The organism is Pseudomonas sp. RP-B7 (genome assembly GCF_059803535.1).
In genome coordinates this window covers 1-21,716 of record NZ_JAPFHC010000008.1, presented here as the reverse complement: position 1 = coordinate 21,716, position 21,716 = coordinate 1, and the positions used below count along the sequence as shown (strand labels likewise).

Genomic DNA, 21,716 nt, shown 5'->3' with positions numbered 1-21,716 from the left:
CCCCCCCCCACCCACATGGGATCTGCTGTGTTCAGTAGATTGCATTCATTTTCAGATTTCCCGGAGTTAGCCATGGCCATCGCCGTTCCCTCTAACGAGGTCAACAGCCCCACCCTCAAGCAGCGTCTGGCGCATGCCGAGCGGGTCAATCGCTGGAAGGCCCAGGCCTTGATTGCGCCGCTGGTGCTGTTTTTGCTGCTGGTGTTCCTGGTGCCAATCGTTGCGCTGCTGTTCAAGAGCGTCGGCAACCCGGAAGTGGTGGGCGGCTTGCCGCGTACCGTGGTGGCGGTGACGGCCTGGGACGGGCGTGGCCTGCCGGGCGAGCCGGTGTATCAGGCCCTCAGTGAGGACCTGGGCGAAGCCCGCAAAAACCAGACCTTGGGCGACCTGTCCAAGCGCTTGAACATGGAACTGGCCGGCTATCGCAGCCTGCTGACCAAAACCGCCCGTGCGCTGCCGTTTACCGAAGCGCCGGCCTCTTATAAGCAAGCGCTGGAAAGCCTCGATGAACGCTGGGGCGACCCGGCGTACTGGCAGGCGATCCGGCGCAACACCAGCAGCCTGACGCCGTTCTACCTGCTGGCGGCCGTCGATCACCGCATCGACGACCTCGGTGAAGTCGCCCCGGCCACGCCGGACCAGGCGATCTACCTGGACATCTTCGCCCGTACCTTCTGGATGGGCCTGGTGATCACCGCCATCTGCCTGCTGCTGGCCTATCCCCTGGCCTACCTGCTGGCGAACCTGCCGGCGCGTAAAAGCAACCTGTTGATGATCCTGGTGCTGCTGCCGTTCTGGACCTCGATCCTGGTGCGGGTGGCGGCGTGGATCGTGTTGCTGCAATCCGGTGGCCTGATCAACAGCGCACTGATGAGCATGGGCCTGATCGATAAACCGCTGGAGCTGGTGTTCAATCGCACCGGGGTCTACATCTCCATGGTGCACATCCTGCTGCCGTTCATGATCCTGCCGATCTACAGCGTGATGAAGGGCATCTCGCCCACCTACATGCGTGCGGCGATCTCCCTGGGCTGCCACCCATTCACCAGCTTCTGGCGCGTGTACTTCCCGCAGACCTACGCCGGTGTGGGCGCCGGTTGCCTGTTGGTGTTCATCCTGGCGATTGGTTACTACATCACCCCGGCACTGCTGGGCAGCCCGAACGACCAGATGGTCAGCTACTTCGTGGCCTTCTACACCAACACCAGCATCAACTGGGGCATGGCCACGGCTCTGGGCGGCTTGCTGCTGCTGGCCACCGTGTTGCTGTACCTGATCTATAACCGGCTGGTGGGCGCCAGCCGCCTGCGCCTGAGCTAAGGAGACCTTGCGATGCTGAGCCCTTATATGTCGCCCGTTGAGCGGGTTTGGTTCTACAGCTTGCGGATCCTCTGCGGCTTGATCCTGTTGTTCCTGATATTGCCGGTATTGGTGATCATCCCGCTGTCGTTCAACAGCGGCAGTTTCCTGGTGTATCCGTTGCAGGGGTTTTCGTTGCATTGGTATCAGGACTTCTTCGGCTCGGCCGAATGGATGCGTGCGCTGAAAAACAGCATCATCGTCGCCCCGGCGGCCACGGTGTTGGCGATGGTGTTCGGTACCCTGGCGGCGATTGGCCTGACCCGTGGCAATTTCCCCGGCAAGGCGCTGGTGATGGCCCTGGTGATTTCGCCGATGGTGGTGCCAGTGGTGATCATCGGCGTGGCCAGTTACCTGTTCTTTGCGCCGCTGGGCCTGGGTAACAGCTTTTTCTCGCTGATCGTGGTGCATGCGGTACTGGGCGTGCCGTTTGTGATCATCACTGTGTCGGCGACGTTGCAGGGCTTCAACCATAACCTGGTGCGGGCGGCGGCGAGCCTGGGTGCTTCGCCTTTGACCGCGTTCCGTCGGGTGACTTTGCCGCTGATTGCACCGGGGGTGATTTCCGGGGCGTTGTTTGCCTTTGCGACGTCGTTTGATGAGGTGGTGGTGACGCTGTTTCTGGCCGGGCCTGAGCAAGCGACGTTGCCGCGCCAGATGTTCAGCGGTATCCGCGAGAACCTCAGCCCGACGATTGCTGCAGCGGCGACGTTGTTGATTGCCTTCTCGGTACTGCTGTTGCTGACATTGGAATGGCTGCGCGGCCGCAGCGAAAAACTGCGTACTGCACAGGTCTAACTTACCGAAACCGGATCAACTGTGGGAGCTGGCTTGCCTGCGATAGCTGTGGGCCAGCTTGCTTATCTGCTGCTGACACACCGCTAGCGCAGGCAAGCCAGCTCCCACATCGACCGTGCCCACTTTGAATTACCTCTGCATTCAGTTGCTGAATGGCTGACAACCTATTTCCCTCAGCTACGCTTGTGCCAGCCCATTTCCGAATAAGAGGCCGCGCACATGAGTACTTCCTCATTCAAGATCGCCCACAAACTGCTCACCGGCGCTGGCGCCATCGAACAACTGGCGTTTGAACTCACGCGCCTGGATGTGGATAACCCGCTGATTGTCACCGACGCTGCGTTGGTCAAGTCCGGCACCGTGGCGCTGGCGCTCGAACACTTGGGCGAGCGCAGTTACGAAATATTCGACCGCGTACTGCCCGACCCGGAAATCGCCATCGTCGAAGACTGCATGCGCGCCTACCGCGAAGGAGGGCATGACGGGCTGATCGGCCTGGGCGGCGGCAGTGCCATCGACATTGCCAAAAGCGTAGCCGCCTATGCCGGTTACCACGGCGCGCTGGCGGATTTGTTCGGTGTCGACCAGGTGCCGCGCAAGGGGCCGCCGCTGATCGCGATCCCGACCACGGCCGGCACTGGTTCGGAAGTGACCAACGTGGCGATCCTTTCCGACAAGGTCGCGCAACTGAAAAAAGGTATCGTCAGCGACTATCTGTTGCCGGATGTCGCGCTGATCAGCCCGCAAATGACCCTCACCTGCCCGCGTAGCGTGACTGCCGCCAGTGGCGTGGATGCGCTGGTGCATGCCATCGAGTCGTACCTGTCGCTGAATGCCTCGCCGATCACCGATGCGCTGGCGATTGGCGCAATCAAGCTGATCGCCAACGCGTTGCCCAAGGCTTACGCCAACCCGGCCAACTTGCAGGCCCGGGATGACATGGCCACCGCCAGCCTGATGGCCGGCATGGCCTTTGGTAATGCCGGCGTGGGCGCAGTGCATGCGCTGGCGTACCCGTTGGGCGGGCGGTTCAATATTGCCCATGGGGTGAGCAATGCGCTGTTGCTGCCGTATGTGATGCACTGGAACAAGCTGGCATGCGTGGAGCGCATGCAGGAGATTGCCCAGGCCATGGGCGTGAATGTCACGGGGATGAGCGCCGTCGATGCGGCCGATAGCGCTGTCGAGGCGATGACGCGACTGTGTGCCGCAGTCGAGATCCCGGCGGGCCTGCGCAGCTTCGGGGTGCCCGAGGACGCCATCCCGGCCATGGCCACCGAAGCGGCGGGCATTGAGCGGCTGATGCGCAACAATCCGCGCAAGCTCAGCGCGGCCGACATCGAGAAAATCTACCGGGCTGCCTACTAGCCGTTGAGACAGGTCACGGTGCGCGTGGCAAAGCATGCGGTATACAATGCGCGCCATCGTGATTTAGCTCAGAAAAGGTGCGTCATGCAGCCCTTCGTAATTGCTCCATCGATTCTCTCCGCCGATTTCGCCCGCCTGGGTGAGGAAGTGGACAACGTGTTGGCCGCCGGTGCCGACTTCGTGCACTTCGATGTCATGGACAACCACTACGTGCCCAACCTGACCATCGGTCCGATGGTCTGCGCGGCGCTGCGCAAGTACGGCGTCACTGCGCCGATCGACGCGCACCTGATGGTCAGCCCGGTGGACCGTATCGTCGGCGACTTCATCGAAGCCGGTGCGACCTACATCACCTTCCACCCGGAAGCCACGCAACACGTCGACCGCAGCCTGCAACTGATCCGCGAGGGCGGCTGCAAGGCGGGCCTGGTGTTCAACCCGGCGACGCCGCTGGACGTGCTCAAGTACGTGATGGACAAGGTCGACATGGTCTTGCTGATGAGCGTCAACCCAGGCTTCGGCGGGCAGAAGTTCATCCCCGGCACCCTCGACAAGCTGCGCGAAGCCCGCGCGCTGATCGACGCGTCCGGCCGTGACATCCGCCTGGAAATCGACGGTGGGGTCAACGTCAACAACATCCGCGAAATCGCCGCCGCCGGCGCCGACACCTTTGTGGCCGGCTCGGCGATCTTCAACGCGCCGAACTATCAGGACGTCATCGACAAGATGCGCGCCGAACTGGCGCTGGCGCGTCCATGAGCGGCTTTGAGCAGCTGTTTCCCGGCAAACTGCCCCGGCTGGTGATGTTTGATCTGGACGGCACCCTGATCGACTCGGTGCCAGACCTGGCGGCGGCGGTGGACAACATGCTGCTCAAACTGGGGCGCAAGCCGGCGGGGATCGAGGCGGTACGCATGTGGGTCGGTAACGGCGTGCAAATGCTGGTACGCCGGGCCTTGGCCAATAACATCGATGCCGAGGGGGTCGATGAGGTCGAGGCCGAGCACGCGCTGGAACTGTTCAACACCGCCTATGAAGACGGCCACGAACTGACCGTGGTTTACCCCGGCGTACGAGACACCCTCAAGTGGTTGAGCAAGCAGGGCGTGGAAATGGCCCTGATCACCAACAAACCGGAGCGGTTCGTCGCGCCGCTGTTGGACCAGATGAAAATCGGCCGCTATTTCCGCTGGATCATCGGCGGCGATACCTTGCCGCAGAAGAAACCCGACCCGGCGGCGCTGTTTTTCGTGATGAAAATGGCCAATATTCCTGCCTCGCAGTCGCTGTTTGTCGGTGACTCGCGCAGTGACGTGCTGGCCGCAAAGGCCGCTGGCGTGCAGTGCGTGGCCTTGAGCTACGGCTATAACCACGGCCGCCCCATTGCCGAAGAGTCGCCGTCGCTGGTGATTGATGACCTGCGACTGCTAATCCCCGGTTGCTTGGGAGCGGGCGCTGAGATAACGTTGCCCGACACCGATCCGTCCCCTTCTGGAAATCCCATCGTGGTGGTCACTCGCAAACTCTGGATGAAAGTCATCAAGGCCCTGGCCCGCTGGCGTTGGCGCGCCTGACTGATCCCGGCCGCGCTACGCGGCACGTTTGCATACCTGACCGTTAGACCCTCACGCCACGAGGCACACATGATCCGCGAAGAATTCCTGCGTTTGGCCGCTGCCGGCTATAACCGTATCCCCCTGGCCTGCGAAACCCTGGCCGACTTCGACACACCGCTGTCGATCTACCTGAAACTGGCCGACGAGCCCAATTCCTATCTGCTGGAATCGGTGCAGGGCGGCGAGAAATGGGGCCGTTATTCGATCATTGGCCTGCCGTGCCGCACCGTTATGCGCGTTCACGATCACCACGTGAGCATCACCCATGATGGCGTCGAGGTCGAAAGCCACGACGTAGAAGACCCGTTGGCCTTCGTCGAAACCTTCAAGGCGCGCTACAACGTGCCGACCATCCCGGGGCTGCCGCGTTTCAACGGCGGCCTGGTGGGTTACTTCGGTTATGACTGCGTGCGTTATGTGGAAAAGCGCTTGGGCAAATGCCCGAACCCGGACCCGCTGGGCGTGCCGGACATTCTGCTGATGGTTTCCGACGCGGTCGTCGTGTTCGACAACCTCGCCGGCAAGATGCACGCAATCGTGCTCGCCGACCCGTCCCAGGCGGACGCATTCGAACAAGGCCAGGCCAGCCTCGAAGCCTTGCTGGAAAAACTGCGCCAGCCGATCACCCCGCGTCGCGGCCTGGACCTCAGCCGTCCGCCGGCGGCCGACCCGGTGTTCCGCTCCAGCTTTACCCAGGATGACTACGAGCGCGCAGTAGACACCATCAAGGAATACATCCTCGCCGGTGACTGCATGCAAGTGGTGCCGTCGCAGCGCATGTCCATCGACTTCAAGGCCGCGCCGATCGATCTGTACCGCGCCCTGCGTTGCTTCAACCCGACGCCGTACATGTACTTCTTCAACTTTGGCGACTTCCACGTGGTGGGCAGCTCGCCAGAAGTGCTGGTGCGCGTCGAAGACAACCTGATCACCGTGCGCCCGATTGCCGGCACCCGCCCACGTGGCGCGACCGAAGAAGAGGATGTGGCGCTGGAACAAGACCTGCTCAGCGACGACAAGGAAATCGCCGAGCACCTGATGCTGATCGACCTGGGCCGCAACGATACCGGGCGCGTCTCGGAAATCGGTTCGGTGAAGCTCACCGAGAAGATGGTCATCGAGCGGTATTCCAACGTGATGCACATTGTGTCCAACGTCACGGGTGAGCTGAAGGCCGGCCTGACCGCGATGGACGCACTGCGTGCGATTCTGCCGGCGGGCACCTTGTCGGGCGCGCCGAAGATCCGTGCGATGGAAATCATCGACGAGCTGGAGCCGGTCAAGCGTGGTGTCTACGGCGGTGCCGTGGGTTATTTCGCCTGGAACGGTAACATGGACACTGCGATTGCAATCCGCACTGCGGTGATCAAGGACGGGGAACTGCACGTGCAGGCCGGTGGCGGGATTGTCGCTGACTCGGTGCCGGCCCTCGAATGGGAAGAAACCCTGAACAAGCGCCGCGCGATGTTCCGCGCCGTTGCGCTGGCTGAACAGACCCCCAATTCCTGAGGTTTCCCCCATGTTGCTGATGATTGATAACTACGACTCCTTTACCTACAACGTTGTGCAGTACCTGGGCGAACTCGGTGCCGAGGTCAAGGTGGTGCGCAACGATGAAATGACTGTGGCCGAAATCGCCGCGCTGAACCCAGAGCGCATTGTGGTCTCGCCAGGGCCGTGCACGCCGACCGAAGCGGGCATCTCCCTCGAAGCGATCAAGTACTTCGCCGGTAAATTGCCGATCCTGGGCGTGTGCCTGGGCCACCAGTCCATCGGCCAAGCCTTTGGCGGTGACGTGGTGCGCGCGCGCCAGGTCATGCACGGCAAGACCAGCCCGGTGTTCCACAACAATGTGGGCGTGTTCCACGGCCTGAATCTGCCGGTGACGGTGACCCGTTACCACTCCCTGGTGGTCAAGCGCGAAACCTTGCCCGAATGCCTGGAACTGACCGCCTGGACCCAGTTGGAAGACGGCTCGGTCGACGAGATCATGGGCCTGCGTCACAAGACACTGAATGTCGAAGGGGTGCAATTTCACCCTGAATCGATCCTGACCGAGCAGGGCTACGAGCTGTTCGCCAATTTTCTCAAGCAGAGCGGCGGCACGCGCTAAGGACTTTCCATGGATATCAAGACTGCCCTGAGCCGTATCGTCGGCCATTTGGACCTGAGCACCGCTGAAATGAGCGATGTGATGCGCGAGATCATGACAGGTCAATGCACCGACGCGCAGATCGGCGCGTTCATGATGGCGATGCGCATGAAGAGCGAGAGCATCGACGAGATCGTCGGCGCCGTGTCGGTGATGCGCGAGCTGGCGGACAAGGTTGAGCTCAAGACCCTGGACGGCGTGGTCGATGTGGTCGGCACTGGCGGTGACGGTGCGAACATCTTCAACGTGTCGACGGCATCTTCTTTTGTGGTCGCGGCGGCGGGTTGCACAGTGGCCAAGCACGGTAACCGTGCGGTGTCCGGCAAGAGCGGCAGCGCCGATCTGCTGGAAGCGGCCGGGATCTACCTGAACCTGACGCCGGTTCAAGTGGCGCGTTGCATCGATAACGTCGGCATCGGCTTCATGTTTGCCCAGACCCACCACAGCGCAATGAAACACGCCGCCGGCCCGCGCAAAGACCTCGGCCTGCGTACCCTGTTCAACATGCTCGGCCCGCTTACGAATCCGGCCGGTGTGAAACACCAGGTGGTTGGCGTGTTCAGCCAGGCGCTGTGCCGGCCTTTGGCCGAAGTGTTGCAGCGCCTGGGCAGCAAACATGTGCTGGTGGTGCACTCCAAGGATGGCCTGGACGAATTCAGCCTGGCGGCACCGACCTTTGTCGCGGAGCTGAAGAACGACCAGATCACGGAGTATTGGGTCGAACCTGAAGACCTGGGCATGAAGAGCCAGAGCCTGCACGGCCTGGCGGTGGAAAGCCCGGCGGCGTCCCTGGAATTGATTCGTGATGCCCTGGGGCGGCGCAAGACCGAGAACGGGCAAAAAGCTGCGGAGATGATTGTTCTGAATGCTGGCGCGGCACTTTATGCAGCCGACCACGCCTATAGTCTTAAGGAAGGTGTCGCCTTGGCCCACGATGCGCTGCACACCGGTCTGGCTCGCGAAAAGCTCGAAGAGCTGGGAGCATTCACCGCGGTATTCAAGATGGAGAATGAAGGATGAGTGTGCCAACCGTTCTGGAAAAGATCCTCGCCCGCAAAGCTGAAGAAGTCGCCGAGCGCCGAGCCCGCGTCAGCCTTGCCGAGCTGGAAAGCCAGGCCAAGCTTGCCGATGCCCCGCGTGGTTTCGCCAACGCCTTGATCGCCCAGGCCAAGCTCAAGCAGCCGGCGGTGATCGCCGAGGTCAAGAAAGCCTCGCCAAGCAAAGGCGTGATCCGCGAGAACTTTGTGCCGTCGGAAATTGCCGTCAGTTATGAGAAGGGCGGCGCGACGTGCCTGTCCGTCCTGACTGATATCGACTATTTCCAGGGTTCCGACCTGTTCTTGCAACAAGCCCGCGCCGCGTGCAAGTTGCCGGTGATCCGCAAGGATTTCATGGTCGACCCGTACCAGATCGTTGAAGCCCGTGCCCTGGGCGCCGACTGTGTGCTGCTGATCGTCTCAGCCCTGGATGACGTGAAGATGGCCGAGCTGGCGGCCGTGGCCAAAAGTGTCGGCCTGGATGTGCTGGTGGAAGTGCACGACGGCGATGAGCTGGAGCGCGCACTGAAAACCCTGGATACACCGCTGGTTGGCGTCAACAACCGCAACCTGCACACTTTCGAAGTGAGCCTGGAAAACACCCTCGACCTGTTGCCGCGGATCCCGCGTGACCGCCTGGTGATTACCGAGAGTGGCATCGTCAACCGTGCCGATGTGGAACTGATGGAAATCAGTGGGGTGTATTCGTTCCTGGTCGGCGAGACGTTCATGCGTGCCGAGAATCCGGGCGCGGAGTTGCAGCGCCTGTTCTTCCCGGAGCGTGGCGTGGCGGTCAGCGGTTCGACCCTCGACTGATTTGAAATGCGATCAAACTGTGGCAGCGGGCTTGTGTGGGAGCGGGCTTGCCTGCGATAGCGATCGGTCAGTCGATGGATAGGTGACTGACACACCGTCTTCGCGGGCAAGCCCGCTCCCACATTGGGTTTTGTGTTTGTTCAGAAAGATAGGTGTTTGATGGTTAAGCCAGTTTCGATGACTGTTGAGGCTGGCCTTGCCGCCGAGCAGGACCTTTTGGCGGCTGTTTGCGCAGGCGACCAGGAATACGGCCTGCTGTTCTGGCAGCCCAGCGATCAAGCCTTGGTAATGCCGCGTCGGCTGAGTCGTTTGCCTGCATTCGAAACCGCCAGCCAGGTCTCGGCCGCCGCCGATTGGCCGGTGTTGCTGCGCGAAACCGGTGGCGAGCCGGTGCCGCAGTCGAGCGCCACGGTCAACATCGCCCTGGTCTATGCGCCACCGCGCAGTGAAGGCGATCAGAATCGCATCGAAACCGGCTATTTGCGGTTGTGCCAGCCAATCTGCGATTTGCTGATCGAGCTGGGTGGCGATGCGTCCGTCGGCGAAATCGATGGCGCGTTCTGCGACGGTCGCTACAACGTCAATCTCAACGGCCGCAAAATGGTCGGCACGGCCCAACGCTGGCGCCAAAGCGGTGGGCGCCCGGTGGGGTTGGTGCACGGTGCGTTGTTGCTGGACGGCGATCGCGAAGAGCTGATCGCGGCGGTCAACCGCTTCAATGCGGCATGCGGGCTGGAACAGCGGGTTCGCGCCGAGAGTCATATCGCCTTGCACGAAGCTTTCCCTGCGCCGGATGCAATCAGCCGCCTGGACACGTTGTATCGTCAGATGCTGGCAGGCTTCCTGGCGCTTTAACGTGTACCGAACACCACCATCGTCTTGCCTTTGACGTGCACCAGGTTGCGTTCTTCGAGATCCTTGAGCACGCGGCCGACCATCTCCCGTGAACAACCGACAATGCGCCCGATTTCCTGGCGTGTGATCTTGATCTGCATGCCATCGGGGTGGGTCATGGCGTCGGGCTGCTTGCACAACTCCAGCAGGCAGCGGGCTACGCGGCCGGTCACATCAAAGAAGGCGAGGTCGCCGACCTTGCGCGTCGTGTCCCGCAGGCGCTGGGCGATCTGGCCACTCAGGGCGTAGAGAATGTCCGGGTCTTGCTGGGCCAACTCGCGAAACTTGGCGTAGCTGATCTCGGCCACTTCGCACTCGACCTTGGCGCGCACCCACGCACTGCGTTCCTGTTCCTTGCCTGCTTGCTCGAACAGCCCCAGCTCACCAAAGAAATCGCCGGTGTTGAGGTAGGCGATGATCATCTCGCGGCCGTCTTCGTCCTCGATCAGGATGGTGACCGAGCCCTTGATGATGAAGAACAGTGTCTCGGAACGTTCGCCAGCGCAGATAATGTTGTGTTTGGCCGGATAACGCCGACGTTGGCAGTGCATCAGCAGCTTGTCGAGATTCTTGATCTTGGGTATGGGCGTAAGAGCAACCATGTTTGTATCCCGAAAAGACAGTGCAAAGGGTCGGAGTTTTTGTATTTGTGTGGGTATCGGCATTGATACACGTTGTATAAATACTAGCAATACGCCATCGATTTGGCGCCAGCTTACCAGACACATTCTGACTCGATTAACCAATTTTCTCGGCAAACCCTGCTATTGATCGCTTTGATGCGAAACGCAGTCGGCGGCGGGCCCTGTGCTAAGCTGGCGACCCTTTTTTAGCAGTGGAGTCTGGGCGATGAAGGCACGCATCCAATGGGCGGGCGAAGCCATGTTCCTCGGTGAGTCGGGCAGTGGCCATGTCGTGGTCATGGACGGCCCGCCGGAAGCCGGTGGCCGTAACCTGGGCGTACGCCCGATGGAAATGCTCCTGCTTGGTGTAGGCGGTTGCAGTAATTTCGACGTGGTCAGCATCCTGAAGAAGTCCCGCCAGGCCGTGGAAAGCTGTGAAGCCTTCCTGGAAGCCGAGCGCGCCACTGAAGATCCCAAGGTGTTTACCAAGATCCACATGCATTTTGTGGTGAAGGGGCGGGCGTTGAAGGAAGCCCAGGTCAAGCGTGCCATCGAGCTGTCGGCCGAGAAGTACTGCTCGGCGTCGATCATGCTCGGCGCGGCCGGTGTGGCCATCACCCATGACTACGAGATTATCGAGCTGGGTTGATCACCGGTTCCGTCGGCAAAAAGAAAGGGCGCTTAGAAAGCGCCCTTTTTTGTGGCTTTGGATTTGATGTATTCAGATTCTGTACGTGCTTTTGGTCATGACCTTGGCCAGTAGGCTCATGCCAAACCGTACCGGCGCCGGGAAGCGGAAACCGCCGGCGTCCAGTGCGCTTTCTGCGTGGTGTTCCTCGTCGATGCGCATTTGCTCGAGAATCGCCCGGGACTTTTCGTCCTCGGCCGGCAATTGCTCAAGGTGCTCGTCCAGGTGTTTGCACACTTGATGTTCGGTGGCGGCGACAAAACCCAGGCTGACCTTGTCGCTGATCAGGCCGGCGGCGGCGCCGATGCCGAATGACAAACCGTAGAACAGCGGGTTGAGCACGCTCGGGTGGCTGCCCAACTGCCGAATGCGCTGCTCGCACCAGGCCAGGTGGTCGATTTCTTCCTCGGCCGCATGTTCCATGGCCGCGCGTACTTGCGGCAGCTTGGCGGTCAGCGCCTGGCCCTGGTACAGCGCTTGGGCACAGACTTCGCCGGTATGATTGATGCGCATCAGGCCCGCAACGTGGCGGGTGTCGGTCTCGCTCATCTGTGCGTCGGGCTGCACGATGGCAGGCGAGGGGCGATACGGCTGGCCGCTGAACGGCAACAGCGTGCGCATGGCCATGTCGGCTTGCAACAACAGACGGTCAATCGGCGAGTAGTGACGTTGGGTAGTCATGCTGACCTCCGGGAAGAATCTCGGCGGCCAGTTTACCGCAAGAGAGGGGGAAGCGTTTGCGCTGCGTCAAGCCCATGGGGTCGCGGCCTGGGGCGCACGACCGTTGCTGAGGGGCTGATCAGCCCGGCGGCCAGTTCATCTGGCGTTGACCGAGCACATGCATATGGATGTGATAAACGGTCTGCCCGCCTTTCGGGTTGCAGTTCATCACCACGCGGAAACCTTCCTCGCAGCCCTGCTCCAGTGCCAGGCGCTGGGCGGTGAACAAGATATGGCCGGCCAAGGCCTTGTCTTCTTCGGTCAGGTCGTTGAGGGTCGCGATGTGCTTCTTCGGGATGACCAGGAAGTGCACGGGCGCTGCCGGGTGAATGTCCTTGAAGGCCAGGACCTGGTCATCTTCGTAGATGATGTCGGCCGGTATTTCTCTGTTGATGATCTTGGTGAACAGAGTATCCACAGCTGTTTCTCCATTATGAGTAGGCAGGGTGAGTGTACTCAGGCAATCAACGCGGGCAATAGGCCTTGTTGATCGCGCCGGCAATCTTGCGAGTCAGCCAGCGTGGGCTGAAACGCGGGCTGAAGGCGAGCCAGCGGTTGCGTCGGCCGGGAATGATGATGGCTTTGTTCTTGTCGAGGGCGCGTACGGTGAAGAGCGCCACTTCTTCCGGGCTCATCAGTTTTTCGCTGCGGTCGAGCTTGGCGGTATCCATTTGCGCAGTGCCGAAGAACGCGGTGCGCGTCGGGCCGGGGCAGAGTACCGAGACCTTGATGCCGCAGGTCTTCAACTCTTCACGCAAACCTTCTGAGAAGTGCAGCACGTAGGCCTTGCTGGCGTAGTAGCTGCTCATCCATGGGCCGGGCTGAAACGCGGCCACCGAGGCAACGTTGAGAATCTGCCCGCCGCCGTGCAGCGCCATGGCGTTGCCAAGGGCGTGACACATACGGGTGAGGGCGAGGATGTTGACTTCGATCAGGTCCTGTTCGGTCATCCAGTCCTGGGCCAGGAATGGGCCGCTGGTACCGATGCCGGCGCAGTTGACCAGCAGGTCGATCTGCCGTTCGCCTTCTTCCAGCTCCAGCAGGAACCCGGACAAACGCAGTGGTTCGCCCAGGTCGCAGGCTCGAAACAGCACCTCCACGCCGAAACGTTGGGTCAATTCCAGTGCAATGCTTTCCAACTGATCACGCTGGCGGGCCACCAGAATCAAGCTGCGGCCGCGACGGGCCAAGGCTTCGGCCAAAGCCAGGCCGATGCCGCTGGAGGCACCGGTGATCAGAGCGTAACGGGTCATGCCTTTCTCCATCGCAACGCCGCCGAGCCTGTGACAGAGGCATCACAGGCGGCGGGCGTTTCTTCACTGTTCTGGAGAGTCTACAGGTTCGGCCGCTTCGTCAGCACTTTGCGCTTCGTCTTCATCAACGATCACGCTCTGGTCGGTGTCGGCATCGGAGGTGATGGAGCTGTTTTCGTAGCTGCTGTCGACGTTGGCTTCAAGTTGGTTCAGGTAACCGTTCATACCCAGGGTCACCACAATCGCCAGCATCACCGGGATAAACGCCAGCCATAGGGTGGCCAGGACCTTTACCGCGGTGGAGTTGCGCGGTGGTGGCGCGCCGTATTGGTTGGCGCCTGCATTGCCTGGCAATACCAGCAGCAGGATCGGGAAGACGCTGTTCACCAGCGGCACCAGGTTGAGGAACCACAACCAACCGGACCAGCCCAGGTCATGCAGGCGCTGCACGGCGATTTGCACGCTGACCCACAGCAGTGCGACGAACAACGCAAAACCCAGCAGGATGCCGAGAATCATGCCTGCCGTCGGCGAGGCGGTTGCCACGGCGAAGCCGGCAGTGGCGATGATGCCCGAGGCGACCAGCATCGCGACGGTCAACACCAGCGTCCAGGCGAGGTAGCGCAGGCGGCCGATGCGCCCGTGGATGGTGAACACCTTCAGGGTGGAGAATTCCGGCAAGTCGTCACCCACAGCGGCGCGCGGTGGCGCGTAAGGGGATGCGGCGGCGGAGGGGCCGGAACCGGTCTCGTGTGTTTCGGCAAGATTGAACGCTACGGGTTGCTCGGTTTCGATGCGTGCGTCGACCCCGGCGTTTTTCAGCGCATTGAGGTAGGTTTCGGCATCGGGGCGGGACAGGTCGCGTTTCAGCGCGACCGGGCGGCCGGTGAAGAGTTTTTCGATGGCGTCGACTTCACTCTTGAACAGCTCGGCCAGGTTGAGTTTGGCAGTGGCGCTTTCGACCCCCGGGAGCAAGGCTCCATCAAACACAATCTTGAAACGGTTGTCGCTCATGCGGGCTTCCTTGTCACTCTATCTGTGAGGTAATGCAGGCCTGCCCAAGCGGCAGGCCTTGCGGTTGGTTCAGCGTGGCCAGCGCAATTGTACCGCCTGTTCGTGCGCCTTGCGGTATTCGGCATCCAGGCGCGCAACCAGTTCATCGACGCTGGGTAAATCTTTGATCTCACCAACGCCTTGGCCGGCCGACCAGACGGTCTTCCAGGCCTTGGCTTCGTCGCTCAACGGCTTGAGCTTGGAGCCGAAGTTGACTTCACCCTTGCCTTGCAGCGCAGCGAGGTCGAAACCGGCGTTTTCCAGGCTCTGGCGCATAAAGCTGGCGGGCACGCCGGAGACTGCAGGAGTGTGCACGATGTCGGCGGCGCGCGATGTGAGCAGCATCTCTTTATAGGCATCCGGGGCGTGGCTTTCGGTGGTGCCGATAAAGCGGGTGCCGAAATACGCCAGGTCAGCCCCCAGCAACTGGGCCGCGAGGATCTCGTGCCCGTGGTTGAGGCAGCCGGCCAGCAGCAGGGTCTTGTCGAAGAACTGACGAATCTCGGCGATCAGCGCGAACGGGCTCCAGGTGCCGGCATGGCCGCCAGCGCCTGCGGCCACGGCGATCAGGCCATCCACACCGGCTTCAGCGGCTTTCTCGGCATGGCGCCGGGTGGTGACGTCGTGGAACACCAGGCCGCCATAGCTGTGCACGGCGTCGACCACTTCCTTCACCGCGCCAAGGCTGGTGATGACGATTGGCACCTTGTGCTCGACGCAGATCGCCAGGTCTGCCTCCAGTCGCGGGTTGCTGTTGTGCACGATCAGGTTCACGGCATATGGCGCGGGGTTGTCCAACTGCGCCAGGCCCGCTTCGATTTCTTCCAGCCAGGCTTTGAAACCACTGCTTTCGCGCTGGTTGAGTGCCGGGAAACTCCCGACGACACCATTACGGCAGCAGGCGAGCACCAGTTGTGGGTTGGAAATCAGAAACATCGGCGCGACCACCACCGGCAGGCGCAGATGTTGTTCAAGCAGAGCAGGCAGCGACATTGGATTGATCCCGTGTGATTGAAGTTAGAACGGTTTGACCACGACCAAAATTACGATAGCCAGCAATAGCAGAACCGGGACTTCATTGAACCAGCGATAAAAGACATGGCTGCGGGTGTTTTCGCCACGGGCAAAGCGTTTCACCTGCGCGCCGCACATGTGGTGGTAGCCGATGAGCAGCACGACAAGGGTCAGCTTGGCGTGGATCCAGCCGCCCGAGTGAAAGATGCTCGGGTTCAGGTAGATCAGCCAGCCGCCGAAAATCAGCGCGGCAAGCATCGCCGGGCCCATGATGCCGCGATACAGCTTGCGCTCCATGAGGCTGAAGCGTTCCTGGCTGACGGTGTCTTCGCTTTGGGCGTGGTACACGAACAGGCGTGGCAGGTAGAACAGCCCGGCAAACCAGCAGACGATGCTGATGATGTGGAAGGCTTTGACCCATAGATAGAGCATTTTTAGTTATTCCCAGGTTCACGGTAGCGAAGATAGTAGTGGCTGATGCGCCCGTACGTCACGTTGGCGGTTGTCGCAGGACGATACGGCCCCTATTATCGTCGGCTTTCCAGTGGGTTCGTTGAGGGCAGGTTTATGGTCAAGGTCGGTATCGTCGGCGGCACGGGTTACACCGGTGTCGAATTGCTGCGTCTGTTGGCTCAGCATCCGCAAGCAGAGGTGGTGGTCATCACTTCCCGATCCGAGGCTGGGCTGGCCGTGGCCGATATGTACCCGAACCTGCGAGGCCACTACGATGGCCTGGCGTTCAGCGTGCCGGACATCAAGACCCTGGGCGCCTGCGACGTGGTGTTCTTCGCGACCCCGCACGGTGTTGCCCATGCGCTGGCCGGTGAGCTGCTGGCGGCCGGCACCAAGGTGATCGACCTGTCTGCGGACTTCCGCCTGCAAGATGCCGATGAGTGGGCCAAGTGGTACGGCCAGCCGCACGGTGCGCCGGAGTTGCTTGAGGAGGCTGTCTACGGTCTGCCGGAAGTCAATCGTGAGCAGATCAAGCAAGCCCGCCTGATTGCCGTGCCGGGTTGCTATCCGACCGCGACACAACTGGGTTTCCTGCCATTGCTGGAAGCCGGGCTGGCGGATGCATCGCGTTTGATCGCGGACTGCAAGTCGGGCGTCAGCGGTGCTGGTCGTGGTGCTGCCGTAGGCTCGCTGTACTCCGAGACCTCGGAAAGCATGAAGGCCTATGCAGTAAAAGGGCATCGTCACTTGCCGGAAATCCGCCAGGGGCTGCGTCGCGCCGCCGGCAAGGAGGTGGGCCTGACGTTTGTGCCGCACCTGACGCCGATGATCCGTGGCATTCACTCCACGTTGTACGCGACCGTGGTCGATCGTTCGGTAGACCTGCAGGCACTGTTTGAAAAACGTTATGCCAACGAACCGTTCGTCGATGTGATGCCTGCCGGCAGCCACCCGGAAACCCGCAGTGTGCGTGGCGCCAACGTGTGCCGTATCGCGGTGCATCGTCCACAGGATGGCGACCTGGTCGTGGTGCTGTCGGTGATCGATAACCTGGTCAAGGGCGCGTCGGGCCAGGCGGTGCAGAACATGAACATCCTGTTCGGCCTGGATGAGAAGTTGGGTTTGTCCCACGCAGGCATGCTGCCTTAAGGCCGCTGACTGGATGTGCAAAAGGCCCGTTGATCGGGCCTTTTGTGTTTTTAATGGCGCCAGCGCAGATTGATATACCGTAACAATAGTTGACCGCTTTTCTAGGAGAAGCGGATAATGCCCGCCATTACGCATATGGCGGCGGTACGCCGGGAGATTATCAGCATGAGCGTTGAATCCTTCACCCCCACGGCTTTGCAATTCACCCACGGTGCTGCGCACAAGGTGAAGAGCCTGGTCGATGAAGAGGGTAATGATCGCTTGAAGCTGCGCGTATTTGTTACGGGCGGCGGTTGTTCAGGGTTTCAGTACGGTTTTACCTTCGATGAAGATGTAGCCGATGACGACACCATCGTCGAACGCGAGGGCGTGAGCCTGGTTGTGGACCCGATGAGCTTCCAGTACCTGGCAGGCGCCGAGGTGGATTATCAGGAAGGTCTGGAGGGTTCGCGTTTTGTGATCAAGAACCCTAATGCCACGACTACCTGTGGTTGCGGGTCTTCGTTCTCGATCTGATCGATAGCGGATACAAAAACGCCGCTTGGCTTTAATCGGCCAAGCGGCGTTTTGCTGTGTGGGGTTCAGGCTGGGTAGATTGCGCCCAATACGCGAAGCCCGCGTGCTCCAGTAACGCTGGGGCGGTTGGCGGCGATTCCTTCCAGGCAGCAGTGGGCCAGCCAGGCGAAGGCCATCGCTTCTACCCAGTCAGGGTCTACGCCGTGGGTGGCTGTACTGCTGACCTGAGTGGAGGGCAGTAGCGTCGCCAGACGATTCATCAATGTCGAGTTATGTGCGCCACCACCACAGACCAGCAGGGTTTCGGTCTGGGCTTGGGCGGTTTGCAGAGACTCCACGATGGTCAGGGCGGTCAGTTCCAGCAGGGTAGCCTGAACGTCCTGCTGCTCGAATACAGGCAAGCGGGAGAGGTGTTGTTGCAACCATCCCAGGTTGAACACTTCGCGGCCGGTGCTTTTAGGGCCCTTGGTCAAGAAGAAGGGGTCGCTGAGCAAGGCGTTGAGGAGCTGGGGCACGATACTGCCGCTGGCTGCCCATTGGCCATCAAGGTCGAAGTGTTCGCCGCGTTGTTGATGAATCCACGCATCAAGCAGCACATTGCCTGGGCCGCAGTCGAATCCGGCTACCGGCTTGCCGGTCTCGATCAGGCTGAGGTTGCTGAAACCTCCCACATTCAACACCGCGTTATTGCCGGTGCGTTCACCAAACAGTGCTTCGTGAAAGGCTGGAACCAGCGGTGCGCCTTGGCCGCCAGCGGCGACGTCGCGGCTACGGAAGTCGCTGACCACGGTAATACCTGTCAGCTCGGTGAGCAGGGCAGGGTTGCCGATCTGCACCGTAAAGCCCCGTGCAGGCTCGTGGCGGATGGTCTGGCCGTGGCTGCCAATCGCGCGAATATCCTGGGGCTTGAGGTTTTGCTGGTCGAGCAAGGCGTGAATGCCTTGGGCGGCGAGCGTTACCCAGTGTTGCTGGGCAATGGCCGAGCGCGCGATCTCGTCCGGGCCGCTGGCGCACAGGCCGAGCAGCTCGGTGCGCAGGGCGTCGGGCATGGGGATGTAGTGGCTGGCGACCAGTGCGATCGCCGAGTCTTGTCTGATGAGGGCTATGTCCAGGCCGTCGAGGCTGGTTCCGGACATCACACCTATATAGAGCGACATACCTTAGCGCTTCGCCGAAGCCAGCAGCGTGGAGCGCTCCTGGTCCATGCGCGCCATCAGCGGTTGGCTTTGCTGCATGAAGCGCGCGCGCTCAGCCTTGGCGATCGGATCGGCCATCGGCAGCTTCTGGCCCAGCGGGTCGACGTGTACGCCGTTGACCTGGAATTCATAGTGCAAGTGCGGGCCGGTAGACAGGCCGGTGGTGCCGATGTAGCCAATGACCTGGCCTTGTTTCACGGTGCCGCCGGTCTGCACGCCTTTGGCAAAGCCCTGCATGTGGCCGTAGAGCGTACGGTAGGTGTTGCCGTGCTGAATGATCACGGTGTTGCCATAACCGCCACGACGCCCGGCCAGCAGCACTTTGCCGTCACCCGCTGCCTTGATCGGTGTGCCGCGAGGGGCGGCGTAGTCGACGCCTTTGTGGGCGCGGATTTTGTTCAGAATTGGATGCTTGCGGCCCATGGAGAAACGCGAGCTAATGCGAGCGAAGTCCACGGGGGTGCGGATGAAGGCCTTGCGCATGCTGTTGCCGTCGGCGGTGTAGTAGCTGCTGTTGCCTTGTTTGTTGGTGTAGCGCACCGCGGTGTAAGTCTTGCCGCGGTTGGTGAAGCGTGCGGAGAGGATGCTGCCGGTGCCTACCACTTTGCCGTTGGCGACCTTTTGTTCGTAAATGACGTCGAATTCGTCGCCTTGGCGGATGTCCTGTGCGAAGTCAATGTCATAGCCAAACACGCTGGCCATGTCCATGGTCATGCTGTGGGACAGACCGGCGCGGGCGGCCGATTGCGACAAGGAACTGTTGATCACGCCGTGTGCGTAGGCGGAACGCATTACCGGTTTGGTCGTGATGCGGTTGAAGGCGAAGCCTTTGGCGCCCTTGGTCAGGGTAATGCTTTCGAGGTCGCTGACGCTGCTGTGCAGGTTGTTCAACTGGCCGTCGGGCGTGAGTTCGAACTCCAGCTTTTGTCCGTGTTTGAGCTGGGTGAACTGCTTGGCTTGCTTATCGCTGGCGAGCACGTCATTTACCGTGGCAGCAGGCAGGCCGACCTTTTCGAACAGCGTAGATAGCGTGTCGCCCTTGGCCACGATCACTTCGCGGTGCTGAGGGTTCTTGGCGGTGGCTGCAGCAGGCGTGGGTTGACCCTGGGCGGCTTGCTGGGTGTCTTCTGGAGCGCTTTCTATCTGGGCGAACGGCGATTCGCTTGGCGCATTTGTGGCTTGTTGTGAGTCGGAAGCGTCTTGATCTTGTGTCAGTTGTTCAACTGGGCTTTCCAGGTCAAGGCTCAGGGATGTTCGTTTGGCTTCTACGTCACTGGAAGGGAATACCAGGAGTGCCAGGCTGAGAAGGGCGGCGATACCACTTGCTGCGAGCAGGTGGGTCTTCGGGTAAAGCGGAGGCGCTTTAGACGGTTCAGTGGTCATAAGTAATTTTGACTTTGAAGATGAAATGGAAAAGATGAATGACATGATGAAGATGAAATAACTGTATAAAATATAACCAAATCATCTGTGGCGCAAGCTCGCGAACGCTGGGCTTGCTGAACGGTGTCCGTGCGCAGGGCAAAACTTGTAATTAGTCCCTGATCTTGTATGGTTGGTTCCCTTTTGAATCTGAGCCTTGCGGGTCTGTTATGAAGTCGGTTGAAGAGCAGCTAGCGCTGATAAAACGTGGTGCGGAAGAACTGTTGGTTGAGGCTGAGCTGATTGAAAAGCTCAAGCGTGGCCAGCCCCTGCGTATTAAAGCCGGCTTTGATCCGACTGCGCCGGATCTGCACCTGGGTCACACCGTGCTTATTAATAAGCTGCGCCAGTTCCAGGAGCTGGGGCACCAGGTGATCTTCCTTATAGGTGACTTCACCGGGATGATCGGTGATCCGAGCGGCAAGAGCGCGACGCGTCCACCGTTGACTCGCGAGCAAGTGCTCGACAATGCCGAGACCTACAAGACTCAGGTGTTCAAGATTCTTGATCCGGCCAAGACCGAAGTGGCGTTCAACTCCACGTGGATGGATCAAATGGGGCCGGCGGATTTTATTCGTCTGACTTCCCAGTACACCGTGGCACGCATGCTTGAGCGTGACGACTTCGATAAGCGCTATTCAACCAATCAGCCAATCGCGATTCATGAGTTCCTCTATCCGCTGGTTCAGGGCTATGACTCGGTGGCGTTGCGTGCGGACGTTGAGTTGGGCGGCACGGATCAGAAGTTCAACCTGCTGATGGGGCGTGAGCTGCAGCGTGCCTATGGGCAGGAAGCTCAGTGCATTCTGACCATGCCGTTGCTGGAAGGCTTGGATGGCGTCAAGAAGATGTCCAAGTCGCTGGGTAACTATGTCGGTATCCAGGAAGCGCCGGGCGTGATGTACGGCAAGCTTGTTTCGATTCCGGATGCCCTGATGTGGCGTTACTTCGAGCTGTTGAGCTTCCGTTCGATGGATGAGATCAATGCGTTGCGTGCTGATGTCGAGGCAGGTGCCAACCCGCGTGATGTGAAGATCAAGCTGGCGGAAGAGATTGTTGCGCGCTTCCATGGTGAGGAGGCTGCGGCCAGCGCTCATCGTGGCGCTGGCAACCGCATGAAGGATGGCGAGCTGCCGGATGATCTGCCGGAAGTTGAGCTGTCTGCTGCGGAGGCCATGCCGATTGCAGCTGTGCTTAATAAAGCGGGCTTGGTGAAGAACTCGGCGGTTGCGCGTGATCTGCTGGGTTCGGGCGGCGTGCGTATAGATGGTGAAGTTGTTGATCGCACCTTTATATACGAGCTGGGTGCTACCCATGTCTGCCAGGCTGGGAAGAAGGCATTTGCGCGCATTACGCTCAAATCCGAATAAACCTGTAATTAAGTGTTGACGGCGAATTGTAACTGTCTATAATTCGCCCCACTTCCGGCGCAGTCGAAACGGAAAACTCCTTGGTGAACAATGAGTTACGCAGTTTTCGGCAGCAGGCTGCTTCAGTTCATCGAAGCGCTAGGGAAGTTGAAAAAGAGGTGTTGACAGCAGCGTGTAACGCTGTAGAATTCGCCTCCCGCTAACGAGAGATCGTAAGCG

23 protein-coding genes are annotated in these 21,716 nt (G+C 60.4%); 14 read left to right on the top strand and 9 right to left on the bottom strand.

Annotated elements, in window-relative coordinates; genetic code table 11:
- Nucleotides 1-72: 72 nt before the first annotated feature.
- The 10 genes from OPU96_RS09865 (at nt 73) to OPU96_RS09820 (ending at nt 10,001) form a co-directional block, all read left to right on the top strand.
- On the top strand, nt 73-1,320 hold the full coding sequence (locus OPU96_RS09865; RefSeq protein WP_226454454.1) for an ABC transporter permease: 1,248 nt from the start codon (nt 73-75) through the stop codon (nt 1,318-1,320).
- Nucleotides 1,321-1,332: 12 nt separating this feature from the next.
- Nucleotides 1,333-2,157, top strand: coding sequence for an ABC transporter permease (locus OPU96_RS09860; RefSeq protein WP_192299791.1), 825 nt, complete (start codon nt 1,333-1,335; stop codon nt 2,155-2,157).
- A gap of 219 nt (nt 2,158-2,376) precedes the next feature.
- Nucleotides 2,377-3,525, top strand: coding sequence for an iron-containing alcohol dehydrogenase (locus OPU96_RS09855; RefSeq protein WP_226454453.1), 1,149 nt, complete (start codon nt 2,377-2,379; stop codon nt 3,523-3,525).
- Nucleotides 3,526-3,609: 84 nt separating this feature from the next.
- On the top strand, nt 3,610-4,284 hold the full coding sequence (gene rpe / locus OPU96_RS09850) for a ribulose-phosphate 3-epimerase (protein WP_192299789.1): 675 nt from the start codon (nt 3,610-3,612) through the stop codon (nt 4,282-4,284).
- The gene (locus OPU96_RS09845; protein WP_192299788.1) at nt 4,281-5,099 is read left to right on the top strand and encodes a phosphoglycolate phosphatase; all 819 of its coding nucleotides are present in this window, start codon (nt 4,281-4,283) and stop codon (nt 5,097-5,099) included. The genes rpe and OPU96_RS09845 overlap by 4 nt, the downstream gene beginning before the upstream one ends.
- A gap of 69 nt (nt 5,100-5,168) precedes the next feature.
- A complete protein-coding gene (trpE, locus tag OPU96_RS09840) occupies nt 5,169-6,650 on the top strand; it encodes an anthranilate synthase component I (RefSeq protein ID WP_498559018.1) in 1,482 nt (493 codons plus the stop codon).
- Nucleotides 6,651-6,660: 10 nt separating this feature from the next.
- Complete coding sequence (locus OPU96_RS09835) at nt 6,661-7,254, top strand: aminodeoxychorismate/anthranilate synthase component II (RefSeq protein WP_192299786.1); 594 nt, start codon at nt 6,661-6,663, stop codon at nt 7,252-7,254.
- A gap of 9 nt (nt 7,255-7,263) precedes the next feature.
- Nucleotides 7,264-8,313 carry an anthranilate phosphoribosyltransferase gene (trpD, locus tag OPU96_RS09830; RefSeq protein ID WP_192299785.1) on the top strand — a complete coding sequence of 350 codons (1,050 nt, stop codon included), beginning with the start codon at nt 7,264-7,266 and terminating at the stop codon, nt 8,311-8,313.
- Nucleotides 8,310-9,146: an indole-3-glycerol phosphate synthase TrpC gene (gene trpC, locus OPU96_RS09825; RefSeq protein ID WP_226454451.1), complete on the top strand. Its 837-nt coding sequence runs from the start codon at nt 8,310-8,312 to the stop codon at nt 9,144-9,146. Before trpD ends, trpC begins: the two co-directional genes overlap by 4 nt.
- A 159-nt stretch (nt 9,147-9,305) precedes the next feature.
- Nucleotides 9,306-10,001 (top strand): lipoate--protein ligase family protein, encoded by a 696-nt coding sequence (locus OPU96_RS09820; protein WP_192299783.1) that lies wholly within the window; start codon nt 9,306-9,308, stop codon nt 9,999-10,001.
- On the opposite strand, the gene crp is transcribed toward OPU96_RS09820, so the two are convergent.
- Nucleotides 9,998-10,642 carry a cAMP-activated global transcriptional regulator CRP gene (crp, locus tag OPU96_RS09815; RefSeq protein WP_192299782.1) on the bottom strand — a complete coding sequence of 215 codons (645 nt, stop codon included), beginning with the start codon at nt 10,640-10,642 and terminating at the stop codon, nt 9,998-10,000. The genes OPU96_RS09820 and crp overlap by 4 nt on opposite strands.
- Nucleotides 10,643-10,889: 247 nt before the next feature.
- Here crp and OPU96_RS09810 point away from each other — a divergent pair, with 247 nt between their 5' ends.
- Nucleotides 10,890-11,312 (top strand): OsmC family protein, encoded by a 423-nt coding sequence (locus OPU96_RS09810; protein WP_005792019.1) that lies wholly within the window; start codon nt 10,890-10,892, stop codon nt 11,310-11,312.
- 72 nt (nt 11,313-11,384) lie between these two features.
- Here OPU96_RS09810 and coq7 read toward each other — a convergent pair whose 3' ends face one another.
- The 6 genes from coq7 to hemJ form a co-directional block, all read right to left on the bottom strand.
- On the bottom strand, nt 11,385-12,032 hold the full coding sequence (coq7, locus tag OPU96_RS09805) for a 2-polyprenyl-3-methyl-6-methoxy-1,4-benzoquinone monooxygenase (RefSeq protein WP_017739622.1): 648 nt from the start codon (nt 12,030-12,032) through the stop codon (nt 11,385-11,387).
- A gap of 118 nt (nt 12,033-12,150) precedes the next feature.
- Nucleotides 12,151-12,489: a histidine triad nucleotide-binding protein gene (locus tag OPU96_RS09800; RefSeq protein ID WP_192299781.1), complete on the bottom strand. Its 339-nt coding sequence runs from the start codon at nt 12,487-12,489 to the stop codon at nt 12,151-12,153.
- A 46-nt stretch (nt 12,490-12,535) separates the two neighbouring features.
- Nucleotides 12,536-13,324: an SDR family NAD(P)-dependent oxidoreductase gene (locus OPU96_RS09795; RefSeq protein ID WP_192299780.1), complete on the bottom strand. Its 789-nt coding sequence runs from the start codon at nt 13,322-13,324 to the stop codon at nt 12,536-12,538.
- Between the two features lie 63 nt (nt 13,325-13,387).
- Nucleotides 13,388-14,338: a DUF805 domain-containing protein gene (locus tag OPU96_RS09790; protein ID WP_226454450.1), complete on the bottom strand. Its 951-nt coding sequence runs from the start codon at nt 14,336-14,338 to the stop codon at nt 13,388-13,390.
- A 69-nt stretch (nt 14,339-14,407) separates the two neighbouring features.
- Nucleotides 14,408-15,370: an NAD(P)H-dependent flavin oxidoreductase gene (locus tag OPU96_RS09785; protein WP_226454449.1), complete on the bottom strand. Its 963-nt coding sequence runs from the start codon at nt 15,368-15,370 to the stop codon at nt 14,408-14,410.
- Nucleotides 15,371-15,394: 24 nt separating this feature from the next.
- Nucleotides 15,395-15,823: a protoporphyrinogen oxidase HemJ gene (gene hemJ / locus OPU96_RS09780; RefSeq protein ID WP_192299777.1), complete on the bottom strand. Its 429-nt coding sequence runs from the start codon at nt 15,821-15,823 to the stop codon at nt 15,395-15,397.
- Nucleotides 15,824-15,958: 135 nt separating this feature from the next.
- Between hemJ and argC the strand changes: the two genes are divergently transcribed.
- Nucleotides 15,959-16,993, top strand: a complete 1,035-nt coding sequence (argC, locus tag OPU96_RS09775) for an N-acetyl-gamma-glutamyl-phosphate reductase (RefSeq protein ID WP_024077689.1) — start codon at nt 15,959-15,961, stop codon at nt 16,991-16,993.
- 165 nt (nt 16,994-17,158) lie between these two features.
- Nucleotides 17,159-17,509, top strand: coding sequence for an iron-sulfur cluster insertion protein ErpA (erpA, locus tag OPU96_RS09770; RefSeq protein WP_003176443.1), 351 nt, complete (start codon nt 17,159-17,161; stop codon nt 17,507-17,509).
- A gap of 65 nt (nt 17,510-17,574) precedes the next feature.
- Here the strand turns inward: erpA and OPU96_RS09765 are convergent, their stop codons facing one another.
- Nucleotides 17,575-18,666, bottom strand: a complete 1,092-nt coding sequence (locus OPU96_RS09765) for an anhydro-N-acetylmuramic acid kinase (protein ID WP_305391616.1) — start codon at nt 18,664-18,666, stop codon at nt 17,575-17,577.
- A 3-nt stretch (nt 18,667-18,669) separates the two neighbouring features.
- Nucleotides 18,670-20,088 (bottom strand): peptidoglycan DD-metalloendopeptidase family protein, encoded by a 1,419-nt coding sequence (locus OPU96_RS09760; RefSeq protein WP_226454447.1) that lies wholly within the window; start codon nt 20,086-20,088, stop codon nt 18,670-18,672.
- A 209-nt stretch (nt 20,089-20,297) separates the two neighbouring features.
- On the opposite strand from OPU96_RS09760, the gene tyrS reads away from it, so the two are divergent.
- Nucleotides 20,298-21,497 (top strand): tyrosine--tRNA ligase, encoded by a 1,200-nt coding sequence (gene tyrS, locus OPU96_RS09755; protein ID WP_226454446.1) that lies wholly within the window; start codon nt 20,298-20,300, stop codon nt 21,495-21,497.
- Nucleotides 21,498-21,716 lie beyond the last annotated feature (219 nt).